At 44.9% G+C, this 20,106-nt stretch carries 19 protein-coding genes and 1 other RNA gene; 13 read left to right on the forward strand and 7 right to left on the reverse strand.

Going from position 1 to position 20,106, the window contains the following annotated elements; all coding sequences use genetic code 11:
- The first annotated feature begins 5 nt into the window (after positions 1 to 5).
- The 3 genes from yqiA (at position 6) to parC (ending at position 4,993) form a co-directional block, all read left to right on the forward strand.
- Entirely contained in the window at positions 6 to 611 is a 606-nt protein-coding gene (gene yqiA / locus Q5H80_RS01945) for an esterase YqiA (RefSeq protein WP_304568193.1), read from the forward strand.
- Positions 612 to 850: 239 nt separating this feature from the next.
- Complete coding sequence (gene parE, locus Q5H80_RS01950; protein ID WP_009848965.1) at positions 851 to 2,731, forward strand: DNA topoisomerase IV subunit B; 1,881 nt, start codon at positions 851 to 853, stop codon at positions 2,729 to 2,731.
- A gap of 3 nt (positions 2,732 to 2,734) precedes the next feature.
- Positions 2,735 to 4,993 carry a DNA topoisomerase IV subunit A gene (gene parC / locus Q5H80_RS01955; RefSeq protein WP_122046570.1) on the forward strand — a complete coding sequence of 753 codons (2,259 nt, stop codon included), beginning with the start codon at positions 2,735 to 2,737 and terminating at the stop codon, positions 4,991 to 4,993.
- A gap of 137 nt (positions 4,994 to 5,130) precedes the next feature.
- Here the strand turns inward: parC and degS are convergent, their stop codons facing one another.
- The 3 genes from degS to zapG form a co-directional block, all read right to left on the reverse strand.
- Complete coding sequence (degS, locus tag Q5H80_RS01960) at positions 5,131 to 6,195, reverse strand: outer membrane-stress sensor serine endopeptidase DegS (protein WP_029225535.1); 1,065 nt, start codon at positions 6,193 to 6,195, stop codon at positions 5,131 to 5,133.
- A gap of 158 nt (positions 6,196 to 6,353) precedes the next feature.
- Positions 6,354 to 7,709, reverse strand: coding sequence for a DegQ family serine endoprotease (locus Q5H80_RS01965; protein ID WP_009848968.1), 1,356 nt, complete (start codon positions 7,707 to 7,709; stop codon positions 6,354 to 6,356).
- Positions 7,710 to 7,835: 126 nt separating this feature from the next.
- On the reverse strand, positions 7,836 to 8,291 hold the full coding sequence (zapG, locus tag Q5H80_RS01970) for a Z-ring associated protein ZapG (RefSeq protein ID WP_009848969.1): 456 nt from the start codon (positions 8,289 to 8,291) through the stop codon (positions 7,836 to 7,838).
- Positions 8,292 to 8,510: 219 nt separating this feature from the next.
- Between zapG and zapE the strand changes: the two genes are divergently transcribed.
- From zapE to sspB, 8 genes are all read left to right on the forward strand, one after another.
- On the forward strand, positions 8,511 to 9,614 hold the full coding sequence (gene zapE, locus Q5H80_RS01975; protein WP_304568202.1) for a cell division protein ZapE: 1,104 nt from the start codon (positions 8,511 to 8,513) through the stop codon (positions 9,612 to 9,614).
- Positions 9,615 to 9,861: 247 nt separating this feature from the next.
- Positions 9,862 to 10,290 carry a 50S ribosomal protein L13 gene (gene rplM / locus Q5H80_RS01980; RefSeq protein ID WP_010434689.1) on the forward strand — a complete coding sequence of 143 codons (429 nt, stop codon included), beginning with the start codon at positions 9,862 to 9,864 and terminating at the stop codon, positions 10,288 to 10,290.
- 13 nt (positions 10,291 to 10,303) lie between these two features.
- Positions 10,304 to 10,696: a 30S ribosomal protein S9 gene (rpsI, locus tag Q5H80_RS01985; protein ID WP_004740758.1), complete on the forward strand. Its 393-nt coding sequence runs from the start codon at positions 10,304 to 10,306 to the stop codon at positions 10,694 to 10,696.
- 330 nt (positions 10,697 to 11,026) lie between these two features.
- On the forward strand, positions 11,027 to 11,617 hold the full coding sequence (gene petA, locus Q5H80_RS01990) for a ubiquinol-cytochrome c reductase iron-sulfur subunit (protein ID WP_010434692.1): 591 nt from the start codon (positions 11,027 to 11,029) through the stop codon (positions 11,615 to 11,617).
- Complete coding sequence (locus tag Q5H80_RS01995; protein ID WP_009848941.1) at positions 11,617 to 12,882, forward strand: cytochrome bc complex cytochrome b subunit; 1,266 nt, start codon at positions 11,617 to 11,619, stop codon at positions 12,880 to 12,882. The genes petA and Q5H80_RS01995 overlap by 1 nt, the downstream gene beginning before the upstream one ends.
- Positions 12,879 to 13,616, forward strand: a complete 738-nt coding sequence (locus Q5H80_RS02000; RefSeq protein WP_304568224.1) for a cytochrome c1 — start codon at positions 12,879 to 12,881, stop codon at positions 13,614 to 13,616. The genes Q5H80_RS01995 and Q5H80_RS02000 overlap by 4 nt, the downstream gene beginning before the upstream one ends.
- Positions 13,617 to 13,713: 97 nt before the next feature.
- Positions 13,714 to 14,349 (forward strand): stringent starvation protein SspA, encoded by a 636-nt coding sequence (gene sspA, locus Q5H80_RS02005; protein WP_009848943.1) that lies wholly within the window; start codon positions 13,714 to 13,716, stop codon positions 14,347 to 14,349.
- 21 nt (positions 14,350 to 14,370) lie between these two features.
- The gene (gene sspB / locus Q5H80_RS02010; protein WP_009848944.1) at positions 14,371 to 14,850 is read left to right on the forward strand and encodes a ClpXP protease specificity-enhancing factor; all 480 of its coding nucleotides are present in this window, start codon (positions 14,371 to 14,373) and stop codon (positions 14,848 to 14,850) included.
- Positions 14,851 to 15,038: 188 nt separating this feature from the next.
- Here sspB and Q5H80_RS02015 read toward each other — a convergent pair whose 3' ends face one another.
- From Q5H80_RS02015 to Q5H80_RS02030, 4 genes are read right to left on the reverse strand one after another with little or no spacing between them, the layout of a single operon-like run.
- Positions 15,039 to 15,644 (reverse strand): BON domain-containing protein, encoded by a 606-nt coding sequence (locus tag Q5H80_RS02015; protein ID WP_304568227.1) that lies wholly within the window; start codon positions 15,642 to 15,644, stop codon positions 15,039 to 15,041.
- A 16-nt stretch (positions 15,645 to 15,660) separates the two neighbouring features.
- Positions 15,661 to 16,251: a phosphoheptose isomerase gene (locus Q5H80_RS02020; protein WP_004729817.1), complete on the reverse strand. Its 591-nt coding sequence runs from the start codon at positions 16,249 to 16,251 to the stop codon at positions 15,661 to 15,663.
- 2 nt (positions 16,252 to 16,253) lie between these two features.
- A complete protein-coding gene (locus Q5H80_RS02025; RefSeq protein ID WP_304569363.1) occupies positions 16,254 to 16,652 on the reverse strand; it encodes a YraN family protein in 399 nt (132 codons plus the stop codon).
- Positions 16,639 to 18,456 (reverse strand): penicillin-binding protein activator, encoded by a 1,818-nt coding sequence (locus Q5H80_RS02030; RefSeq protein ID WP_304568234.1) that lies wholly within the window; start codon positions 18,454 to 18,456, stop codon positions 16,639 to 16,641. Before Q5H80_RS02030 ends, Q5H80_RS02025 begins: the two co-directional genes overlap by 14 nt.
- A gap of 61 nt (positions 18,457 to 18,517) precedes the next feature.
- Between Q5H80_RS02030 and rsmI the strand changes: the two genes are divergently transcribed.
- Both rsmI and rnpB read left to right on the forward strand, forming a co-directional pair.
- Entirely contained in the window at positions 18,518 to 19,384 is an 867-nt protein-coding gene (gene rsmI / locus Q5H80_RS02035) for a 16S rRNA (cytidine(1402)-2'-O)-methyltransferase (RefSeq protein WP_009848948.1), read from the forward strand.
- Positions 19,385 to 19,560: 176 nt separating this feature from the next.
- An RNA gene (rnpB, locus tag Q5H80_RS02040) (RNase P RNA component class A) lies at positions 19,561 to 20,000 on the forward strand.
- The last annotated feature ends 106 nt before the right edge of the window (positions 20,001 to 20,106 follow it).

Here is a 20,106-nt window from a genome sequence, read left to right on the forward strand (position 1 = left end):
TATTGATGTTTGATTCTGAACAGCAAACCGCTAAGCCACCACTGCTTCTCTATATTCACGGTTTTAACAGTTCATCACGTTCTCACAAAGCAACGGTGATGGCTGACTATTGCGCGGAGCATCGTCCTGATATCAAAGTGATGACACCTCAACTGCCGAGTTTTCCTCAGCAAGCGGCCATTTATTTGCAGCAATTGGTGGAGCAATATAAAGAGCAATATCAGATAGCGTTGGTAGGTAGCTCGTTGGGGGGCTATCTTTCAACATGGCTGAATACTCACTATGGCTTTAAAGCCGTGGTTGTGAACCCAGCCGTTAAGCCGTATGAGCTTCTTGCTGACTATTTAGGTGAACAAGTAAATCCATACACAGAAGAGCGATATGTTCTGGAAACAAAACATATCAATGAACTGAAGGCGTTAGAGGTTCCGGCTATAGCTCAGCCGAGTGACTTCTGGTTACTTCAGCAAACGGAAGACGAAGTTCTGGATTACCGACAAGCGGTAGAGAAGTACCAAGGTGCAGTACAGACAGTAGAAGAGGGAGGGGATCATAGCTTTGTTAATTTTGAACGCTACCCTCAACAAATCATCACCTTTCTGAATCTTTAATCTGTTTCACCAATCAAGTAATTTTCTCTTGTTTGACTGTTATTTCATCTATCAGTGGTGAAATATCATAGTTTGATGCCTTAGTTTTTGAACTAGCTTGACATCATTACTCAGCTTCCAGACTATATTCCCCAATACTTCGCTCGTTCGCTCTACTATGACGGTTCATAGTAATGATTTCGCTTTAGTTAAACTAGAGCCAGCGAACTGACGCAAACTTTTTGAGTAAACTCCGTATTATGACTGAACAATATAATGCAAAAGACCTCGAGGTACTTGAAGGTCTCGACCCCGTGCGACACCGCCCGGGAATGTATACCGAGACAGAAAGACCAAACCACCTTGCCCAAGAAGTCATTGATAACTCGGTTGATGAAGCACTAGCGGGACACGCTAAGAAGATTAAAGTCGTGTTGCATGCTGACCAATCGTTAGAAGTGACGGATGATGGCCGTGGTATGCCGGTTGATATCCACCCTGAAAAAGGGATCTCAGGTGTTGAGCTGATTTTAACTAAGCTCCACTCTGGCGGTAAGTTCTCGAACAATAACTACAAGTTTTCAGGTGGTTTGCACGGGGTAGGTATCTCGGTGGTAAACGCGTTGTCAAAACGTGTTGAAGTGACGGTTCGCCGTGACGGTCAGGTACATGAAATTGCCCTTGAAGGCGGTCATGCTGTAACGGATCTTACTGTTACAGGTACTTGTGGTCACCGCAATACCGGTACGACGGTACATTTTTGGCCAGATCCAAAATACTTCGATAGCTCTAAGTTCTCTGTTTTACGTCTTATCAATAACTTGCGCGCTAAAGCTGTACTTTGCCCTGGTTTAGAAATCACCTTTGTCGACAAGGTTGGCGGTGAAGAACATAAATGGTTCTATGAAGATGGTCTAAAAGACTACCTTGCAGAAGGTGTGAAAGGTTACACCTTACTGCCTGAGGAACCTTATGTTGGCGAATTCGTTGCTGAAACAGAAATGGCGAACTGGGCGATTATTTGGCAGCCAGAAGGCGGTGATATGATCACAGAGAGTTACGTGAACTTAGTACCAACTAAGCAAGGTGGTACACACGTAAACGGTCTTCGACAAGGTCTGCTTGATGCTATGCGTGAGTTCTGTGAATTTCGTAACCTTCTACCGCGTGGCGTTAAGTTAACGGGTGACGATATTTTCGATCGTTGTTCGTACGTATTATCGGTGAAGATGCAAGATCCGCAATTTGCTGGTCAAACAAAAGAACGTCTTTCTTCTCGTCAAACCGCAGCGTTTGTGTCTGGTGTGGTAAAAGATGCCTTTAGCTTGTGGTTGAACGAAAAACCACAACTGGCAGAACAGTTAGCTGAAGCTTGTATAGCGAATGCTCACCGCCGCATGCGCGCAAGCAAAAAGGTTGTGCGTAAGAAGATTGCTTCAGGCCCTGCATTGCCGGGTAAGCTAACCGATTGTTCGGTTCAAGATTTAAGTCGTACCGAAATCTTCTTCGTAGAAGGGGACTCGGCGGGCGGTTCTGCTAAACAAGCACGTGATCGTGAGTTCCAAGCGGTTATGCCACTTCGCGGTAAGATCCTAAATACATGGGAAGTGTCAGCGGACCAAGTATTGGCTTCACAAGAAGTACATGATATTTCGGTTGCTCTGGGTATCGACCCTGATAACGATGACTTGTCAGGCCTGCGTTACGGTAAGATCTGTATTCTTGCCGATGCGGACTCGGATGGTCTTCATATCGCGACACTGCTATGTGCACTCTTTACTCGCCATTTCCATGCATTGGTTGAAGCGGGTCATATCTATGTGGCAATGCCCCCTCTGTATCGTATCGATTGCGGTAAAGAAGTGTTCTACGCACTTGATGACGCAGAGAAAGATGGTGTGCTTGAGCGACTATCGCAGAAGAAAGCTAAGATCAACGTGCAACGATTCAAAGGTCTGGGTGAAATGAACCCACTTCAGTTACGTGAAACCACCATGGATCCGAACACTCGTCGTCTTGTTCAATTAACGATTGATGACAACGAAGCGACCAACGAGATGATGGACATGCTGCTTGGTAAAAAACGTGCAGATGATCGCCGTACATGGCTACAGACTAACGGTGATATGGCCGAGGTATAATGGATGTCTAACGAAATTACATATGATGGCGTTGAACAGTTGCCAATGCGCAAGTTCACCGAAGATGCCTACTTAAATTACTCAATGTACGTGATCATGGATCGTGCATTGCCGTATATCGGTGATGGCTTGAAGCCAGTACAGCGTCGTATTATTTACGCGATGTCTGAGCTGGGCTTATCGGCTGCATCGAAATACAAAAAATCAGCACGTACCGTTGGTGACGTATTAGGTAAGTATCACCCACACGGTGACTCTGCTTGTTACGAAGCGATGGTATTGATGGCGCAGCCTTTCTCTTACCGCTACCCATTGGTAGATGGTCAAGGTAACTGGGGTGCTCCGGACGACCCGAAATCGTTCGCTGCGATGCGTTATACCGAAGCGAAATTATCTAAGTTTGCTGAGGTTCTTCTAGGTGAACTAGGTCAAGGCACAGTTGATTGGCAACCAAACTTTGATGGCACCATGAAAGAGCCTCAGATGTTGCCAGCACGTCTGCCTCATATCTTACTTAACGGTATTACTGGTATCGCGGTAGGTATGGCGACTGACATCCCGCCTCACAATGTCCGTGAAGTGGCGAACGCAGCGATTCACTTGATTGATACGCCGAAAGCTGAACTTCCAGATGTGATGGGTTTCATTCAAGGCCCTGATTACCCGACAGAGGCTGAGATTATTTCGCCGAAGTCGGACATCGAAAAGATCTACCGTACTGGACGTGGCAGCATCAAGATGCGCGCGGTTTGGCACAAGGAAGGCTCTGATATTGTTATCACGGCTTTACCTCATCAAGTGTCAGGTGCGAAGTTACTTGAGCAAATTGCTAACCAGATGCGCGCTAAGAAGCTGCCAATGGTTGACGACTTGCGTGATGAATCGGATCACGAGAACCCAACTCGCATCGTTGTCGTTCCTCGTTCAAACCGTATCGACTGTGACCAATTGATGAGTCACCTATTCGCTTCTACGGATCTAGAGAAAAACTTCCGCGTTAATTTGAACATGATTGGTTTAGACAATCGTCCTCAAGTTAAAGGTCTAGTTCAAATTCTGAAAGAGTGGATTGAGTTCCGTCGTACAACTGTTCGTCGTCGTTTACAGTACCGTTTAGATAAAGTACTGGCACGTTTGCACATTTTAGAAGGTTTGCTTGCTGCTTATCTTAATATCGATGAAGTGATTGAAATCATTCGTACAGAAGACGAACCATGTCCTGTATTGATGAGCCGTTTCAACATTTCTGAAATTCAAGCCAATGCGATTCTTGATATTAAACTTCGTAACTTAGCTAAGTTAGAAGAATTTAAGATTCGAGCTGAGCAAGAGGAACTTGAAGCTGAACGTGAAAAGCTTGAAAAGCTACTCGGTTCAGAGCGTCGCTTGAATACGTTGATCAAGAAAGAAATCCAAGCAGATGCAGATAAATACGGCGATGATCGTCGTTCACCTCTGATTGAGCGTGCTGAAGCGAAAGCGCTAACAGAACGCGACTTAGTACCAAGCGAACCAATCACGGTTGTGTTGTCTGAGAAAGGTTGGATTCGTCATGCTAAAGGGCATGAAGTCGACGCTGAAGGCTTGAACTACAAATCTGGTGATAAATTCTTAGCGAGTGCTAAGGGTAAGAGTAACCAACAAGCGGTGTTCCTTGGCAGTGATGGCCGAAGCTACTCCCTTGAATCTCATTCATTACCGTCGGCACGTAGCCAAGGTGAGCCAATTACAGGCCGCTTGAACGTCAGCCCGGGTACTTCTATTCGCCAAGTGGTGATGGGAGAGAACGAACAATTATGGTTAGTCGGTTCTGATGCTGGTTATGGCTTTGTTTGTAAGGGGAGCGAACTGCTGTCTAAGAACAAGAGCGGTAAAGCGTTAGTTAACTTGCCACAAGCTTCTGAAGTGATGTTGCCAAGCCCTATTGCAGACTTGGACAGTAACCAGATTTTGGCGATTACTAACCAAGGCCGTATGTTGTTGTTCCCTATTAAAGACCTACCTCAGCTGAGCAAAGGTAAAGGCAACAAGATCATCAACATCCCTTCTGCGAAAGCAAAAGAGCGTGAAGAGTTTGTATCGCATCTGATGGCTATTCCAGAGAATGCAACGCTGACTATTTACGCGGGCAAACGTAAACTTGGCTTGAAACCTGCGGACCTTGAAAACTTCCGTGGTGAGCGTGGTCGTCGTGGTGGTCTGCTCCCAAGAGGTTTGCAGCGTGTGACTCGCATCGATATCGATGAACCTAGTGACGCTTAGTTTTGATTGAGTTTATCATTAGCTTTGATTGATAAAAGAAAACCCAGCTTAAGAGCTGGGTTTTTTGTATCTATACTTTTTGTCTCTGTAATTGGCGGTTTGAGTTACTAGCTATTAGCAATCAAACTAAATAAAGACTACAGGCGTGTGTCTTCGGTAATGGTGACTTTGAGTGTCTTGTTTTCACCTTTGCGCAATACACCAACATCAATGATAGTACCCGGGCGAAGGTCAGTAACAATGTCCATTACGCTCTGTCGTCCGCTAATTTGGGTGTTGTTGATGCTGATAATGATATCTTGTGCTTCAAAGCCGGCATCGGCTGCAGGACCATTCGGGTCAATGCCTAAGACAACAATACCACCGATGTTCTTAGTACCGAGCAAGCGTGATGTCACCGAATTGATGTCTTGTCCGTCGATACCAATATAACCACGAATGACACGACCATCGGCGATGATCTTCTCCATGATTTTATTAGCAAGTGAGTAGGGGATTGCAAATGAGATCCCGTAGGTTTCCATGTCGGTAGCTTGTTGGAAAGAAGCCGTGTTGATACCGACGAGCTCACCTTGTGAGTTAACCAGTGCACCACCAGAGTTACCTTCATTGATTGCAGCATCGGTCTGGATAAAGGCTTGGTGACCATCTGCACTGATCGAAGAACGACCTGTTGCAGAGATAATGCCAAAGGTTGTCGTTTGCCCTAGGTTGTATGGGTTACCGATAGCCAGCACCACGTCGCCGACATTTGCTTTGTAATTCGGGTTCAGTGGAATAACAGGTAAGTTGTCACCGCTGACTCGGAGTATCGCAATATCGGTGCGTTTGTCTGAGCCGACAAGTTGTGCGGCAGCTACTCGTCCGTCTTGAAGTGCCACGACTATTTGGTCAGCTTGAGCAACAACATGGAAGTTGGTAATGATGTAGCCTTTTTCACTAACAATCACCCCTGAACCTAATCCTTGAGTTAGTAGCTTGTTGCGATCGCTTTCTGCGTATTTACGACTATAAATATTGACCACAGCGGGTGCAGCTCGTCGCACCGCTTGGTTAAATGAGATCTGAAGAGAGCCAATATTATCGACTTGAGGGTTCGTGACGTCTGCAACAATCGCCGGCCTTAAACTCGGGAATGCGAGAAGAATAAGCGCCGCTGAAACGAGTCCAAGGGAAATAGAACGAAATAGAAAGGACAGCATGTTTCCCTCTTCAACAAGTAAGGTATGAAGCATCCGTCAATGGATGACTGACTTGATTATCAGTGAAGCATAGCATTTTGATTGATCTAAAGAAAAGGGAGACTGAGTAAGTTTAAAGCAAACTTACTGAGCCTCCCTGTAATTACGCTGACGTATGGCTATCGAATAACTAGATAGATAGTCCTATCGTCTCGCTGGATATTAAGTGCCAATACGCCAGGTTGTTTTTCAAGAATCTTTCTAAATTCAGCAAGGTTCTTAACTGGTTGGCGGTTTACCCCGATGATGATGTCATCTTTAAGAAGCTGATAAGCTTCTGCTGGCGAACCTTGAGCGACACTTGATACCTTGACGCCTGTCGCTGAATCGCTGTCGGTTGTGTTGGTGAGCTCTGCACCGGCAAGTCCTTCATGGAGCTTTTCAGCTTGTGTCTTACTATTTGTGGATTCACCAAGCGTGACGTCAAAGGTCTTATTCTTACCGTCACGAACCACGCCTAACTCGATCTGTTTACCTGCACCTAAGGTGGCTACTTTGGCTCTTAACTCACTAAAAGTATCAATACGCTTACCGTTAATGGAGATAATGACATCGCCCGCTTTCAATCCGGCTTTGTCTGCAGCACTGTCGGGTACAATTTGGCTAACAAAAGCACCTTTGCTGGACTCATAACCAAGCGCTTCAGCCAATTCCGAGGTGACCTCTCCACCTTGGACACCAAGCATGCCACGTTTTACTTCACCGAAATCGAGAATCTGTTCAGTCAGGTTTGTCATCATATTGGATGGAATGGCAAAGCCGATACCGACATTGCCTCCGTTAGGTCCTAGGATGGCCGTGTTGATACCGATCAGTTCACCGTTAAGATTCACTAACGCACCTCCAGAGTTTCCACTGTTAATCGCGGCATCGGTTTGAATGAAATTTTCGAAGTTCTCTAGATTGAGACCGCTACGTCCTAACGCTGAAACGATACCGGATGTCACGGTTTGACCAAGCCCAAATGGGTTGCCGATAGCGACACTGAAATCGCCGACTCTCAATTTGTCGGAATCTGCGACTTTTATCTGGGTAAGGTTTTTGGCTGTCTCGAGTTTTAATAGCGCGATATCAGACATCTGGTCGCCGCCGATGAGCTCTGCATCGTACTCTCGACCATCATGCAGTTTTACTTTGATATCGTCTGCGCCATTGATGACATGGTAATTGGTCACGATATGACCTTTCTTGGCGTCAATGATCACACCAGAGCCTAGCCCGCGGAATGGACGCTCTCGTGTTTGTTCTGGACCAAAAAAGAATTGAAATTGTTCAGGGATTTGCTGACGTTGTACCTGTTTGCCTTCTACGGCAATACTAACCACTGCGGGGGTTACTTGTTCAAGCATAGGAGCAAGGCTTGGTAATTGTTCATTACCCACACTTAATGGAAGTGCGGCTGTTGCTTGAATGGGGGTGATGATTGAACTTAAGCTTAAAGTCAGTACTGATAAAGCAAGCAAAGGTTTTTTCATCATAAACTCCTCTCTAGTTAAGGTCTTAACCCTCTTATACGTTTAATAAGTATGAGAAGTTTCAAATGACCTGAGTGAAAGTTATGACTCAAAAACCTTTGTAAAGTTCACAGAAGTGTTAAATGTTTACGATGCTTTTGCTGTAACGACATCGGGAGCATCCATGATTTCTTTCTTCTGCTCGGTAAATAAGCCCGTTGCGCCATTCGCGTAATCTTTCGGTTGTTCTTCAAGAGTCGACTCTTTAACTGAAGACTTATCTTGTGGCTTATCCGAATGAGCAGCGGCTGTTTTCACAAATGGGTTGTCTTGCTCTGGCAGGTTAGGGAGTAGCTCTGAGCTCGTTTTTTCCATGTGTTGGTAAAGCTTTGTATAGTCCTTACCTAAGGTGTCCAACATTTCTGCTGATTTCGCAAAGTGGTCAGCTAGCTCTTGTCGCTGCTGTTCCAGGGCAAACTTTGCGCTATCTAATTCTTTCTGTACGTTCTTTTGTTTTTTGTATTCAGGTGTCATGAGACGAGAAATAGCGACCCCTAAAATAACTCCGACTAGTAAACCGGCAACGGCATACATCCAAGGCATAACAGCTCCTTATTATTGTTTTTTAACATGTTTGTTACTGCTTAGTTACACGTGATACGGCTCCATGGTACTATGAGAAAGCCGCAGTATAAAGAGAAATGCGTGTGCGCTAGTTAGCAGTTTGATGCTGCATTATTCACCGCATAGCGACATGTCTCATACTGTTTGGGCTCATTTTTATTTGCTGTCTGATATCGCTTTCATTGTGGAAATGTCGTCATGAATCCCATTAAAAAATACGAACAAGATATAAAAGAACATGGATTTCAAAGAGATCCAGCACAAGAGCAAGCCGTTAAGTCTTTAGATGAACTCTTTCATCAATTCCAAGATTACATGAATACGCCTATTCCTCAACTGACTCGATTTCAGAAATTACTGGGTAAAAAGCCAGAACTGCCAGAGCCACCGAAAGGACTCTATTTTTGGGGCGGCGTTGGGCGCGGTAAGACGTATTTAATGGATACGTTCTACGATGCCTTACCGACCACAAAAAAAATGCGCGTTCACTTTCACCGCTTTATGTATCGAGTCCATGATGAGCTAAAGGCGCTAGGTAATGTGAGCGATCCATTGCCTTTGGTCGCAGACAAATTAAAAGAAGAAGCGGACATTATTTGTTTCGACGAATTCTTTGTCTCCGACATCACGGATGCGATGATTTTAGGCACCTTGTTCCAAGAGTTATTTGCTCGAAACGTTATCTTGGTCGCCACCTCAAACATTCCGCCTGCGGATCTGTATCGCAACGGCTTGCAGCGAGCACGCTTCTTACCGGCTATTAAGCTCATTCAAGACAATTGTCATATTCTTAATGTCGATAGCGGAATCGATTATCGTCTACGTACCCTAGAGCAAGCTGAGATCTACCATTACCCGCTGGATAGCCAAGCGAATATCAACCTCGAAAAATATTACGCACAATTAGTTGGTGAAGATAAAGAGAAACTCAAACAGATTGAGGTCAATCACCGTCAACTGGATGTGGTAGAAGCCAGCGATGGCGTATTGCATGGCACCTTTGCTCAGCTTTGCCAGTCGGCTCGCAGCCAGAATGACTATATTGAACTGTCTCGGGTTTATCACACGGTTCTGTTGGCTGATGTGTTGCAAATGAGCGCGACTTCCGATGACGCCGCTAGGCGCTTTATTGCGTTAGTTGATGAGTTCTATGAGCGCAATGTGAAACTGATTATTTCAGCGGAAGTGGAGCTAGAAAAGCTATACACCAATGGTCAACTAGAGTTTGAGTTTAAACGTTGTCAATCGCGTTTAATTGAAATGCAGAGCCATGAGTATTTGGCAAAAGAACACTTAAGTTAGCTTTGATTATCTCGAATAAGAAAGAGAATTAAAAAAATCGTGATTTTGTTCAAAAAGAGGTGATTTTTTCTTCGCTCTTCTCTATAATCCTGCGACCTACCGTTACTGCGGGCCTCTAGCGATGAGTAAAATCACGTTATGCCAAGAGTTTTCCAACACTCGAAGGGGTGATGAATGGTAACTCTTAGACAGTGGGAATACGCGAGTATTCCTTAAGTGTAAATTTTTTAAATAGGTAATTATTAGCATGAAAACTTTCGTTGCTAAACCAGAAACTGTAAAACGCGACTGGTATGTTGTAGACGCTGAAGGCAAAACTCTTGGCCGTCTAGCAAGTGAAATCGCTTCTCGCCTACGCGGCAAGCATAAAGCAGAATACACTCCTCACGTAGACACTGGTGATTACATCATCGTTGTTAACGCTGAGAAAGTTGCTGTAACTGGTAACAAAGCTAAGGGTAAGGTTTACTACCGTCACTCTGAGTTCCCAGGTGGTCTTAAAACTATCACTTTTGAAAAGCTAATTGCTAAGAAACCAGAAATGGTTCTTGAACTAGCAGTTAAAGGTATGCTTCCACGTGGTCCACTAGGCCGCGCGATGTACCGTAAGCTTAAAGTGTACGCTGGTACTGAGCACAACCATGTTGCTCAACAGCCACAAGTACTAGACATCTAAGGGGATTAAGACAATGGCAGAGAATCAATACTACGGCACTGGTCGTCGCAAAAGCTCAGCAGCTCGTGTTTTCATCAAACCAGGCTCTGGTGAGATCGTAATCAACAAGCGCAGCCTTGATGTTTACTTCGGTCGTCCAACTTCTCGTATGGTTGTTAAACAACCTCTTGAGCTAGTTGAACTAACTGAGAAACTTGACCTTTACATCACTGTTTCTGGTGGTGGTATTTCTGGTCAAGCTGGCGCAATCCGCCACGGTATCACTCGCGCTCTTATGGAGTACGATGAAACTCTACGTCCTGCTCTACGTGCAGCTGGTTACGTTACTCGTGACGCTCGTTGCGTTGAACGTAAGAAAGTTGGTCTACGTAAAGCACGTCGTAAACCTCAATTCTCTAAGCGTTAATTTTTCTTTACGAAAAAGTACACGCTCCCAGTTTTACGACTGGAATTGTGGTTCAAAGCTCGGCTATATGCCGGGCTTTTTGTTTTTATGTCCCCTCTAAACGCTTTCCCTCCCTCGTTTTATTTCCAAATTCTTATATTTTGAAAGCTTTTGTAACCCAATGTGCGCTTTGCCTCATGATTGTTACAAAAAGGTAGCTTTATCTTGTCAAAAAGTAGGGTTTTATTTATCATTTGCCGTCAATAAATAGAACTAAATACATATTTTGTTAGCCATGCTCTTTATTCGGAATTATTTCAATCCATAAGGAGCAAATGGGAGAATGTTTGGATGAGCAACGCGCCTTTAAATAACGGTCGCAGGCGTTTCTTAACCGCAACAACAGCCGTTGTTGGTGGTTTAGGAGCAGCTGCTGTAGCCGTGCCTTTTATTAAATCATGGAATCCGAGTGCCAAGGCGAAAGCTGCAGGCGCACCGGTGGAAGTGGAAGTCAGTAAGTTAGAGCCGGGACAAATGGTTCGTGTCGAGTGGCAAGGTAAGCCTGTATGGGTTGTACGCCGTGCTGAATCGGTACTTGAGAACCTAAAAGCGATCGGTGGTCAACTTCGTGACCCTCAATCTGAAGCTGAACAACAACCAGAATACGCGCAGAACGAGTTTCGTTCAATTAAGCCGGAATTCTTCGTTGCTGTTGGTTTCTGTACGCACTTAGGTTGTTCTCCAACTTACCTGCCAGATTCTTTTGCAGAACAAGTTCAGGGTGTTAAGTCTGGTTTCTTCTGTCCTTGTCATGGTTCAAAGTTTGATATGGCAGGTCGAGTATTCCAAGGTGTACCAGCGCCATTGAACCTTGTTGTACCAAAGCATATGTATTTGAGTGACACTAAGATCATGATCGGTGTGGACGAGGGAGACGCGTAATGCAAGGATTGCTTGATTGGGTAGAGAAACGTCTACCCGCGATGAATGCTTACAAAAAGCATTTATCTGAATACCCAATGCCTAAGAACTTTAACTTTTGGTACCTTTTTGGTTCTTTAGCAATGTTAGTACTGGTTAACCAAATCCTTACGGGTATTTGGCTGACAATGAACTATGTACCGTCTGGTGAGGGCGCATTTGCTTCTGTTGAATACATCATGCGTGATGTGGAATACGGTTGGCTACTGCGTTACATGCACTCAACAGGTGCATCGGCATTCTTCGTTGTGATCTACCTGCATATGTTCCGTGGTCTAATCTACGGTTCTTACCAAAAGCCTCGTGAGTTACTTTGGATCTTCGGTATGTTGATCTTCTTAGTGCTTATGGCTGAGGCTTTCATGGGCTATCTACTACCATGGGGTCAAATGTCTTACTGGGGTGCTCAGGTAATCATTTCTCTGTTTGGTGCGATCCCTGTTATAGGTGATGACCTAACGCTTTGGATTCGTGGTGACTACATCATCTCTGGTGCAACGCTGAACCGTTTCTTCGCACTGCACGTTATTGCTCTGCCAATTGTACTTCTGCTGCTTATCGTACTTCACGTATTGGCGCTGCATGAAGTGGGTTCGAACAACCCGGACGGTATCGAAACTAAGCTTCCTAAAGGTACTATGGGCGACGACTACAAAACTCAGTTCCCATTCCATAAGGATTACACTAAGAAATACGACATCATAGACTCTATTCCTTTCCACCCATACGGGACAGTGAAAGATATGGTAGGTGTTGCTGGTTTCCTATTCTTGTTCTGTTACGTGCTGTTCTTTAACCCAGAGATGGGTGGGTACTTCCTTGAGCCGCCTAACTTTGAAGCTGCAAACCCGCTGAAAACACCTGAGCATATTGCTCCAGTTTGGTACTTCACGCCGTTCTACGCTGTACTTCGTGCTGTTCCAGATAAGCTGTTAGGTGTAGTTGCAATGGGCGCTTCAATTGTTGTGCTATTCCTACTGCCATGGTTCGACCGTTGTAAAGTGCGTTCTTACCGTTACCGTAGCAAACTGCATTTGATTAACATCATCCAATTCACAATAAGCTTTATTGCGCTTGGTGTCCTTGGTGCGCTTCCAGCCACGCCAACATACACGCTACTAGCTCAAATCTTTAGCTTAGGTTACTTCATGTTCTTCGTTCTGCTGTGGTTCTACAGTAAAAATGAAGCGACGAAACCATTACCAGAAAGGGTGACATTCAAATGAAAAAGTGGATTGTAATTTTATTTGCTATGTTGCCGTCACTAGCGATGGCAGCGGGTGCAGGCGTACCATTAGATAAAGCAAACAATGATTTAACAGACAAAGCTTCATTGCAAAATGGCGCTAAGATGTTCATGAACTACTGTTTCGCTTGTCACTCAACGCAGTACCAACGTTATGAACGTGTTGCGAATGATTTGGAGATTCCTTTAGACCTAATGAAGGAAAACCTGATCTTCGATCCTGAAGTGAAAATTGGTAGCTTGATGGTTAACGCTATGCCCTCTGAGCAAGCTGCTAGTTGGTTTGGTGCTCCACCACCAGATCTAACATTGGTTGCTCGTGTTCGTGGCGCAGATTGGCTATACACGTACCTTCGTACTTTCTATGAAGATCCGTCTCGTCCATTTGGTGTGAACAACATGGTTTTCCCAAGTGTTGGTATGCCGCATGTTCTTGAAGAGCTACAAGGTATCCCAACGCCAATCTACGATACTCACATGGTCGATGGTGAGGAAGTAAAGGTTGTTGTTGGTACTGAAACGGATGGTTCTGGCGAATTAAGTGCTGGTGAATATGACGAAGCAGTTCGTGACCTTGTTAACTTTTTGGTTTACTCGGGCGACCCTGTTCAACTTGAGCGTCATGCTATGGGTTGGTGGGTAATGGCCTTCTTAGTAATCTTCACTATCATCGTGATTTTGCTGAAGAAAGAGTATTGGCGTGATGTGCACTAATTGTGCTATAATACCGTGCTAATTCCCAAATTATGTTAATGTTCAATGGAGGCTTTAGGCCTCCATTGTTTTTATTTAAAGTGTACTGGAGGGCTCCATGGCTGTAGCTGCCAATAAACGTTCTGTAATGACTCTTTTCTCAAGTGCCTCTGATATGTATAGCCATCAGGTGCGCATTGTTCTTGCTGAAAAAGGCGTAAGTGTTGAAGTTGAGTTGGTTGATGAAAAAAATCTACCAGCAGAGCTTGTTGAACTGAACCCGTACAAATCAGTACCTACTCTTGTTGATCGTGAGCTTGCTCTATATGACTCTAAGATCATCATGGAATACCTAGATGAGCGTTTCCCTCATCCACCATTGATGCCTGTATACCCGGTTGCTCGTGGTAACAGTCGTCTAATGATGTACCGAATTGAGCGTAACTGGTATTCAGTTGCAGAGAAGATCGTTAAAGGCAACGCTGAAGAATCTGAAGCAGCTCGCGTTAAACTGCGCAACGACCTACTAACTCTTGCTCCTATCTTCGCTGAGTATGAATACTTCATGAGCGAAGAGTTTAGCCTAATTGATTGTTACCTAGCTCCGCTACTATGGCGTTTACCTGAGCTTGGTATCGAACTGATTGGTCCTGGTTCTAAAGAACTTAAGATTTACATGAACCGCGTATTCGAACGTGATTCATTCCTAGCTTCTCTAACGGAAGCTGAGCGTGAGATGCGACTCGTTCGCTAAGCGTTTATGGATATTTCAAATATGACTCCACGCCGACCATACATGCTTCGTGCATTTTATGAATGGCTGGTTGATAACGAACTGACTCCACACTTGGTTGTTGAAGCAACATTGCCGGGTGTAAGAGTTCCAGACGAGTTTGTTCAAGATGGTCAGATCATTCTGAACATCGCGCCTCGTGCGGTTGGACAACTTGAACTGGGTAACGAAGCGGTGACGTTTAGTGCTCGCTTTAGTGGTCGTCCACACTCTGTGATCGTTCCGCTATACGCAGTACAGGCGATTTATGCTCGTGAGAATGGTGCTGGTACCATGTTTGAACCTGAAGAGGCTTACATGGAAGCGTTTGAAGAAGGAATTGAAGAAAGTCCTTTTGAAGAACCAGAAAAAGGCCCATCTTTGAGTGTTGCAACAGCTGACGTAGATGCTGAAGAGTCTGACTCAGAACCTGAGCCATCTCGTCCAGCGAAAGGTCGCCCAAGTCTTCGTGTTATCAAATAGCGTTATTTTTTAAATAACTCCAAATACAAAAAAAGCAGCGATTTATCGCTGCTTTTTCTTTTTGTGCTTACTGACTTTTATTAATCTGATTCATTTCGTTAGGCTTTACCAGCCAGCCAGCCAGCCAGCCAGCCAGCCAGCCAGCCAGCCAGCCAGCAGCTAAGTTAGCTAAGTAAATTCAGAGGGTGTTAGTTTACCGAATTGTCATCTTCACTATATTCAAACGCTCGAATCACCTGCTTTACGCCAGATATATTACGCGCAACTTCTGTCGCGATATCAGCGTGTTCTCGAGAAACCAATCCAAGCAGAAATACTTCTGAATCTTCAGTAATTACTTTGACTTTTATGCCGTTAAGCTCAGATTCAGCAAGTAGGGCAGACTTCACTTTAGTGGTAATCCAGCTGTCTTTACTGATAGCAGTAACAGACAATGGCTCTTTCACTCGGATCTGGTTGTGTATACTTTCAACTCCCGTTACTGCTTTAGCTTGGCTTTCAAAAGCACGACGTTCAGCATCTGTTGTTGCTTGCCCCATCAGTACTACTGAACCGCGGTAAGAGCTTGCTGTGACACTGACGTTGCCGCGAAATGGCGGTTTATTGGTCATAGCCGCAACTTCAAATTCGATATTGTTGTCGCTCCAAATCTCTTTGGTGGTTCGTGTATCTGTGACTAGATTTGCAGTAGTTGCTGCACCAGCAATGAAAAGACCAGCACAACCAGATAACGACAGTGTAAGTAGCGAAACACTAATCAGCTTAAGCAGCTTCATAGAAGTTAATGATTTCATCGTGATGCTCCGTATATCACTCTTCGTGAGCTGGGAAGAGTACTTGATCGATTAGGTCACATAAGCAGTGTAGTGTCACCATGTGTACTTCGTGGATACGTGCTGTACGGTGTGAGGGAATACGAATTTCTACATCGTGCTCACCAAGCAGGCCAGCCATTTCACCACCATCTTTACCAGTAAAGGCGATGATTGTCATATCACGTGTTACCGCAGCTTCCATTGCTTTGATGATATTTTTACTGTTACCACTAGTAGATATAGCCAGTAAAATATCACCAGTTTGACCAAACGCACGTACCTGCTTAGAGAAGATCTCTTCATAGTGGTAGTCGTTAGCCACAGCCGTTAGCGTAGTGTTGTCAGCAGTGAGAGCCATTGCTGGAAGACTAGGGCGCTCGGTTTCAAAGCGATTAAGTAGGCAAGAAACAAATTGCTGAGCATTCGATGCCGAACCACCGTTACCACAACAAAGAATCTTGTTTCCGTTAAGCAGGGTTGCAACCATTGCTTGAGCGGCATGCGTGATTGCGTCTGGCAGAGCTTCTGCCGCCGCAATTTGGATTTGAATACTTTCTGTAAAACTTTCTTTGATGCTGTCTAGCATGTTTATCCTTGGGTAATCGCGTTTTGAATCCAGTCGATAGTGTCATTCGGCCCTTCAATGGCAATGATATCAAACCTGTAATCTGTAGAGTGTACCGACAAGCCTTGCTGCATAAGCCAAACATTGGCTGTTTTGAGTAGCTTTTGTGACTTTTTGGCTGTCACCATTTCAGCGGCATGTCCGTAGCGGGTTTGCTTACGGTATTTTACCTCAGCAAACACAACTGTTTTGTTATGGCGCATTATAAGATCAATCTCGCCACATTTTGCTATGAAGTTTTCTTCTATTAACGATAAACCGTGGTTAATCAGGTAGGATTTTGCCACAGCCTCGTATTTATCACCCACTTGTTTGTGGGTGATTGATGGCTTGGATAGGAACTTACGGCTAAAAAGCCCCATGCTCTGCCCAGCTGATTTCACGTTGAACAACACAGTTGTTGTCGATGGTTAATACGCCGGTTTCGCCAGTAATGCTGTAATCTTGTACGGCTTTCATCTGTGGTAGTGCATCCATTAGGTAGTATGCATCCATTCCCAACGCTTGTAGGCGTTTTTGGCTGTTCGAGTGTGAAGGCCATAGGTCATTAAGCGCTTTATTAAGCTCGTTTTTGTTCTCGACCAATAGCGGGATATCGCTGTAGAAGACACCCGTTAGGTCTTCATATTGCTTGTCACCGCTGTTGCTGCGTGAGTTAGAAAACAGTGCAGGTTGGCTAGCATCAGGGTTAATTGCGACTTCAATGAAGGGTTTGATGAGTGTTAGCTCTGAGTTCTTAGCGACAATGTAGACAGAATCGATATCACGACGACTGCGTGGTTCTGTTTCTAGGTCTAGGTTAAGTAGCCCATCCATTTGAGCGATACGTTGTTGGCTCTCTTGTAAACCGAAAATCTGATTCACATTACGCTGCAGTTGGCGTTTGTCAGAGAAGAAGCTGATTGCAACGTCGTTGTTGCTGTATTTCTGCCACTCTTCGTTAAACGCTTGCTTAACGCGGTCACCTAAGCGTCCTTTGGGTGCAAGAATAAGTGGGTACTTATAGCCTTGTGCAAAAAGGTGTTTCGCAGCCTGAGCGACTTCTTGTTCTGGCGATAAAGCGAGATAACAAATATTAGTATCTGGTTCTAGCTGAGTTGGAATATTAAGAGCTAATGCTGGAATCGAGTTCTCGTGGTTTTTCTGCGCTTGTTGAAGCTTAGTGATGTTGCTCTTAATGAGCGGGCCAACGATGAAATCAACGTTGTTCTCTTCCAGTGTCGCTTTAATCTCAGCCGCACTTTGCACGTTGGTATCCATTACCGTCAGCGTTGCATCTTCTTCGCGCTCTTTATCATTCATCATCGCAAAGATGAAACCATCACGCACAAGTTGTGCTTGCTTGCTGTACTTACCTGTTAAGGGGAGTAATAGCGCGGTACTGGTTGGTTTACTAATCTCTAGCGCCAATATGTCAGTGATAGCCTGAGGTGTGTATGTCGCCGCAGGGTGACGAGGATTTTCGGCTAACCAATCAGACAGGGTTTTCTGTAAGTCCGGAAGATTAGAGTTAAGTGTTTTCATATAAATAGCGAGCTGTAACCAACCGGCTAGAACGTCTTCTGTAGGAGATGTTTTAAGTTCTAGAATCTCATATTGAGAATAGCTGTTCAGGTTCTGCCAAATACGGTCGGCAGTTTGCTGTTGGCTTTCGTCGTTAGCGTCCAGATATTCAGAATAAAGGACTAACTCACGGCTCGCTTCGAAATACTCATTCTGTATTTCAGAAATGTTAGCGCGTAGCTCGTGATAATCTTTCCATTGCTCGTTCGGAAGCTTCCACCAAGGCTGAAAGTTCAGTTGGCTGTACGCTTGCTGTGGCTGCGAGTTATTCACCAGCAGTTGAGCGCGAGCTAATTGCCATTCTGCTTGTTGAATTTCACTCAGCTCTTGTTTGGCTAAGCGTTTGATCAGCAGAGTCGCTTGATCGGTTTTTCTAGCTTGCACAGAAGCCTTAAGCGCCATGATTAACCAGTCGTTTTGTAGACTTCCTTTGCTACTATCCGCCTGCATCATGTAACTTTCAGTTGATTGCGCTGGATCTAGTGTAATATCAACACGCGTTGGTGCTTGAGGACCTGAAGAACAAGCCGCCAATGTAATTGCTAATGCAATTGGAGTGAGTAAGCGTGGTACACTGAGTCTCTTATGGTTCATCGTTGCCATGAGTTCTTTAAATTCCGTATAAATTTGTATCTATATTAATCGTTGAAGTGATGGTAAACAAATGACAGATAACAAAACCTTGCTCACAGAGAGCCCAACTCTCTATATTGTGCCAACCCCAATCGGAAATTTGGGAGATATCACTCAAAGAGCAATTGAAATTTTATCAAGTGTCGATGTTATTGCAGCCGAAGACACACGCCACACGGGTAAGCTGCTTGCTCACTTCAATATATCAACCAGAACGTTCGCTTTACATGATCATAATGAACAAACTAAAGCACAAGTTCTAGTCGAAAGGTTATTAGAAGGTCAGTCTATCGCATTAGTCTCTGATGCGGGTACTCCTTTAATCAGTGATCCAGGTTACCATCTTGTCTCACAATGTCGTCAAGCGGGTGTGAGAGTTGTGCCACTTCCTGGTGCTTGTGCTGTGATTACCGCACTAAGTGCGTCTGGTTTGCCGTCTGATCGTTTCAGCTTTGAAGGTTTCTTACCGCCAAAGAGCAAAGGTCGTAAAGACAAGTTCTTAGAGATCGCAAAAGCAGAACGCACGTGTATCTTCTACGAATCTCCGCACCGTATTACTGATTCTCTACAAGACATGCTAGAGATCTTAGGCCCTGACCGTGAGGTTGTGTTGGCGCGTGAGCTAACCAAAACCTTCGAAACCATCCAAGGTCTGCCACTTGGTGAACTTATTGAGTGGATTGAAGAAGACGCAAACCGTAAACGCGGTGAGATGGTATTGCTAATTCACGGTCACCGTGAAGAAGCGAGCACAGAGTTGCCAGACGAAGCGACTCGCACGCTGGGTATTCTAACCAAAGAACTGCCACTTAAAAAAGCAGCGGCGATGACGGCAGAAATCTACAATCTGAAAAAGAACGCTTTATACAAATGGGGCCTAGAGCATCTAGACAACTAGATACCTCTTAATAGAGTAGCTAACCTGTATTGAAAAGCTTGTGAGGAGTGATGGAAATACCGTCGCTCCTTTTTTTGTGCTTGGATTGTGTGAAATTCGTGCACTTGCTTAATGGTTTACAGCATATTTGTGATCTCGCTAGACACTGCACATTAATCTCTATACAATCCGCCCTCGGAGTTGAACGGGTAATCGCTGCTTTGCTGATGTCCTTCGGGAGACTGACGTTGAGGTCCTTCGGGAAACTGACGTTGAAGTCCTTCGGGAGACTGGTAGAGGGGAGGAACGTCCGGGCTCCATAGAGCAGGGTGCCAGATAACGTCTGGGGGGCGCGAGCCCACGACAAGTGCAGCAGAGAGAAGACCGCCGATGGCCTCATTTCTTCGGAAGAGGCACAGGTAAGGCTGAAAGGGTGCGGTAAGAGCGCACCGTGCGACTGGCAACAGTTCGTAGCAAGGTAAACTCCACCCGGAGCAAGATCAAATAGGCCCTCGCATTGCGCTGCTCGCGTATGGGGGCGGGTAGATTGCTTGAGCCTGTGAGCGATTGCAGGCCTAGACGAATGGTTACCGCCGCGCAAGCGGAACAGAACCCGGCGTATGTGTCAACTCCACCTATATAAAGAACCCATCATTACTTAACGGTAGTGATGGGTTTTTTGCTTTATATTGACGTTAATTATTTAGATTTCCTTAGAATCCATAATCTTGATATGAGCTTGG

Source organism: Vibrio sp. SNU_ST1 (genome assembly GCF_030563405.1).
In the GTDB taxonomy this organism is placed as follows: domain Bacteria; phylum Pseudomonadota; class Gammaproteobacteria; order Enterobacterales; family Vibrionaceae; genus Vibrio.

What these genes read in the sequence shown, in the direction of transcription:
- Q5H80_RS02030 (WP_304568234.1), bottom strand. Translation starts at nt 18,456, where the DNA reads ATGGCAACGATGAACCATAAGAGACTCAGTGTACCACGCTTACTCACT.
- yqiA (WP_304568193.1), top strand. Translation starts at nt 6, where the DNA reads ATGTTTGATTCTGAACAGCAAACCGCTAAGCCACCACTGCTTCTCTAT.
- Q5H80_RS01965 (WP_009848968.1), bottom strand. Translation starts at nt 7,709, where the DNA reads ATGAAAAAACCTTTGCTTGCTTTATCAGTACTGACTTTAAGCTTAAGT.
- Q5H80_RS02000 (WP_304568224.1), top strand. Translation starts at nt 12,879, where the DNA reads ATGAAAAAGTGGATTGTAATTTTATTTGCTATGTTGCCGTCACTAGCG.
- Q5H80_RS02025 (WP_304569363.1), bottom strand. Translation starts at nt 16,652, where the DNA reads ATGGGGCTTTTTAGCCGTAAGTTCCTATCCAAGCCATCAATCACCCAC.
- rplM (WP_010434689.1), top strand. Translation starts at nt 9,862, where the DNA reads ATGAAAACTTTCGTTGCTAAACCAGAAACTGTAAAACGCGACTGGTAT.
- parE (WP_009848965.1), top strand. Translation starts at nt 851, where the DNA reads ATGACTGAACAATATAATGCAAAAGACCTCGAGGTACTTGAAGGTCTC.
- parC (WP_122046570.1), top strand. Translation starts at nt 2,735, where the DNA reads ATGTCTAACGAAATTACATATGATGGCGTTGAACAGTTGCCAATGCGC.
- degS (WP_029225535.1), bottom strand. Translation starts at nt 6,195, where the DNA reads ATGCTGTCCTTTCTATTTCGTTCTATTTCCCTTGGACTCGTTTCAGCG.
- Q5H80_RS01995 (WP_009848941.1), top strand. Translation starts at nt 11,617, where the DNA reads ATGCAAGGATTGCTTGATTGGGTAGAGAAACGTCTACCCGCGATGAAT.
- rsmI (WP_009848948.1), top strand. Translation starts at nt 18,518, where the DNA reads ATGACAGATAACAAAACCTTGCTCACAGAGAGCCCAACTCTCTATATT.
- zapE (WP_304568202.1), top strand. Translation starts at nt 8,511, where the DNA reads ATGAATCCCATTAAAAAATACGAACAAGATATAAAAGAACATGGATTT.
- petA (WP_010434692.1), top strand. Translation starts at nt 11,027, where the DNA reads ATGAGCAACGCGCCTTTAAATAACGGTCGCAGGCGTTTCTTAACCGCA.
- sspA (WP_009848943.1), top strand. Translation starts at nt 13,714, where the DNA reads ATGGCTGTAGCTGCCAATAAACGTTCTGTAATGACTCTTTTCTCAAGT.
- rpsI (WP_004740758.1), top strand. Translation starts at nt 10,304, where the DNA reads ATGGCAGAGAATCAATACTACGGCACTGGTCGTCGCAAAAGCTCAGCA.
- Q5H80_RS02020 (WP_004729817.1), bottom strand. Translation starts at nt 16,251, where the DNA reads ATGCTAGACAGCATCAAAGAAAGTTTTACAGAAAGTATTCAAATCCAA.
- sspB (WP_009848944.1), top strand. Translation starts at nt 14,371, where the DNA reads ATGACTCCACGCCGACCATACATGCTTCGTGCATTTTATGAATGGCTG.
- zapG (WP_009848969.1), bottom strand. Translation starts at nt 8,291, where the DNA reads ATGCCTTGGATGTATGCCGTTGCCGGTTTACTAGTCGGAGTTATTTTA.
- Q5H80_RS02015 (WP_304568227.1), bottom strand. Translation starts at nt 15,644, where the DNA reads ATGAAATCATTAACTTCTATGAAGCTGCTTAAGCTGATTAGTGTTTCG.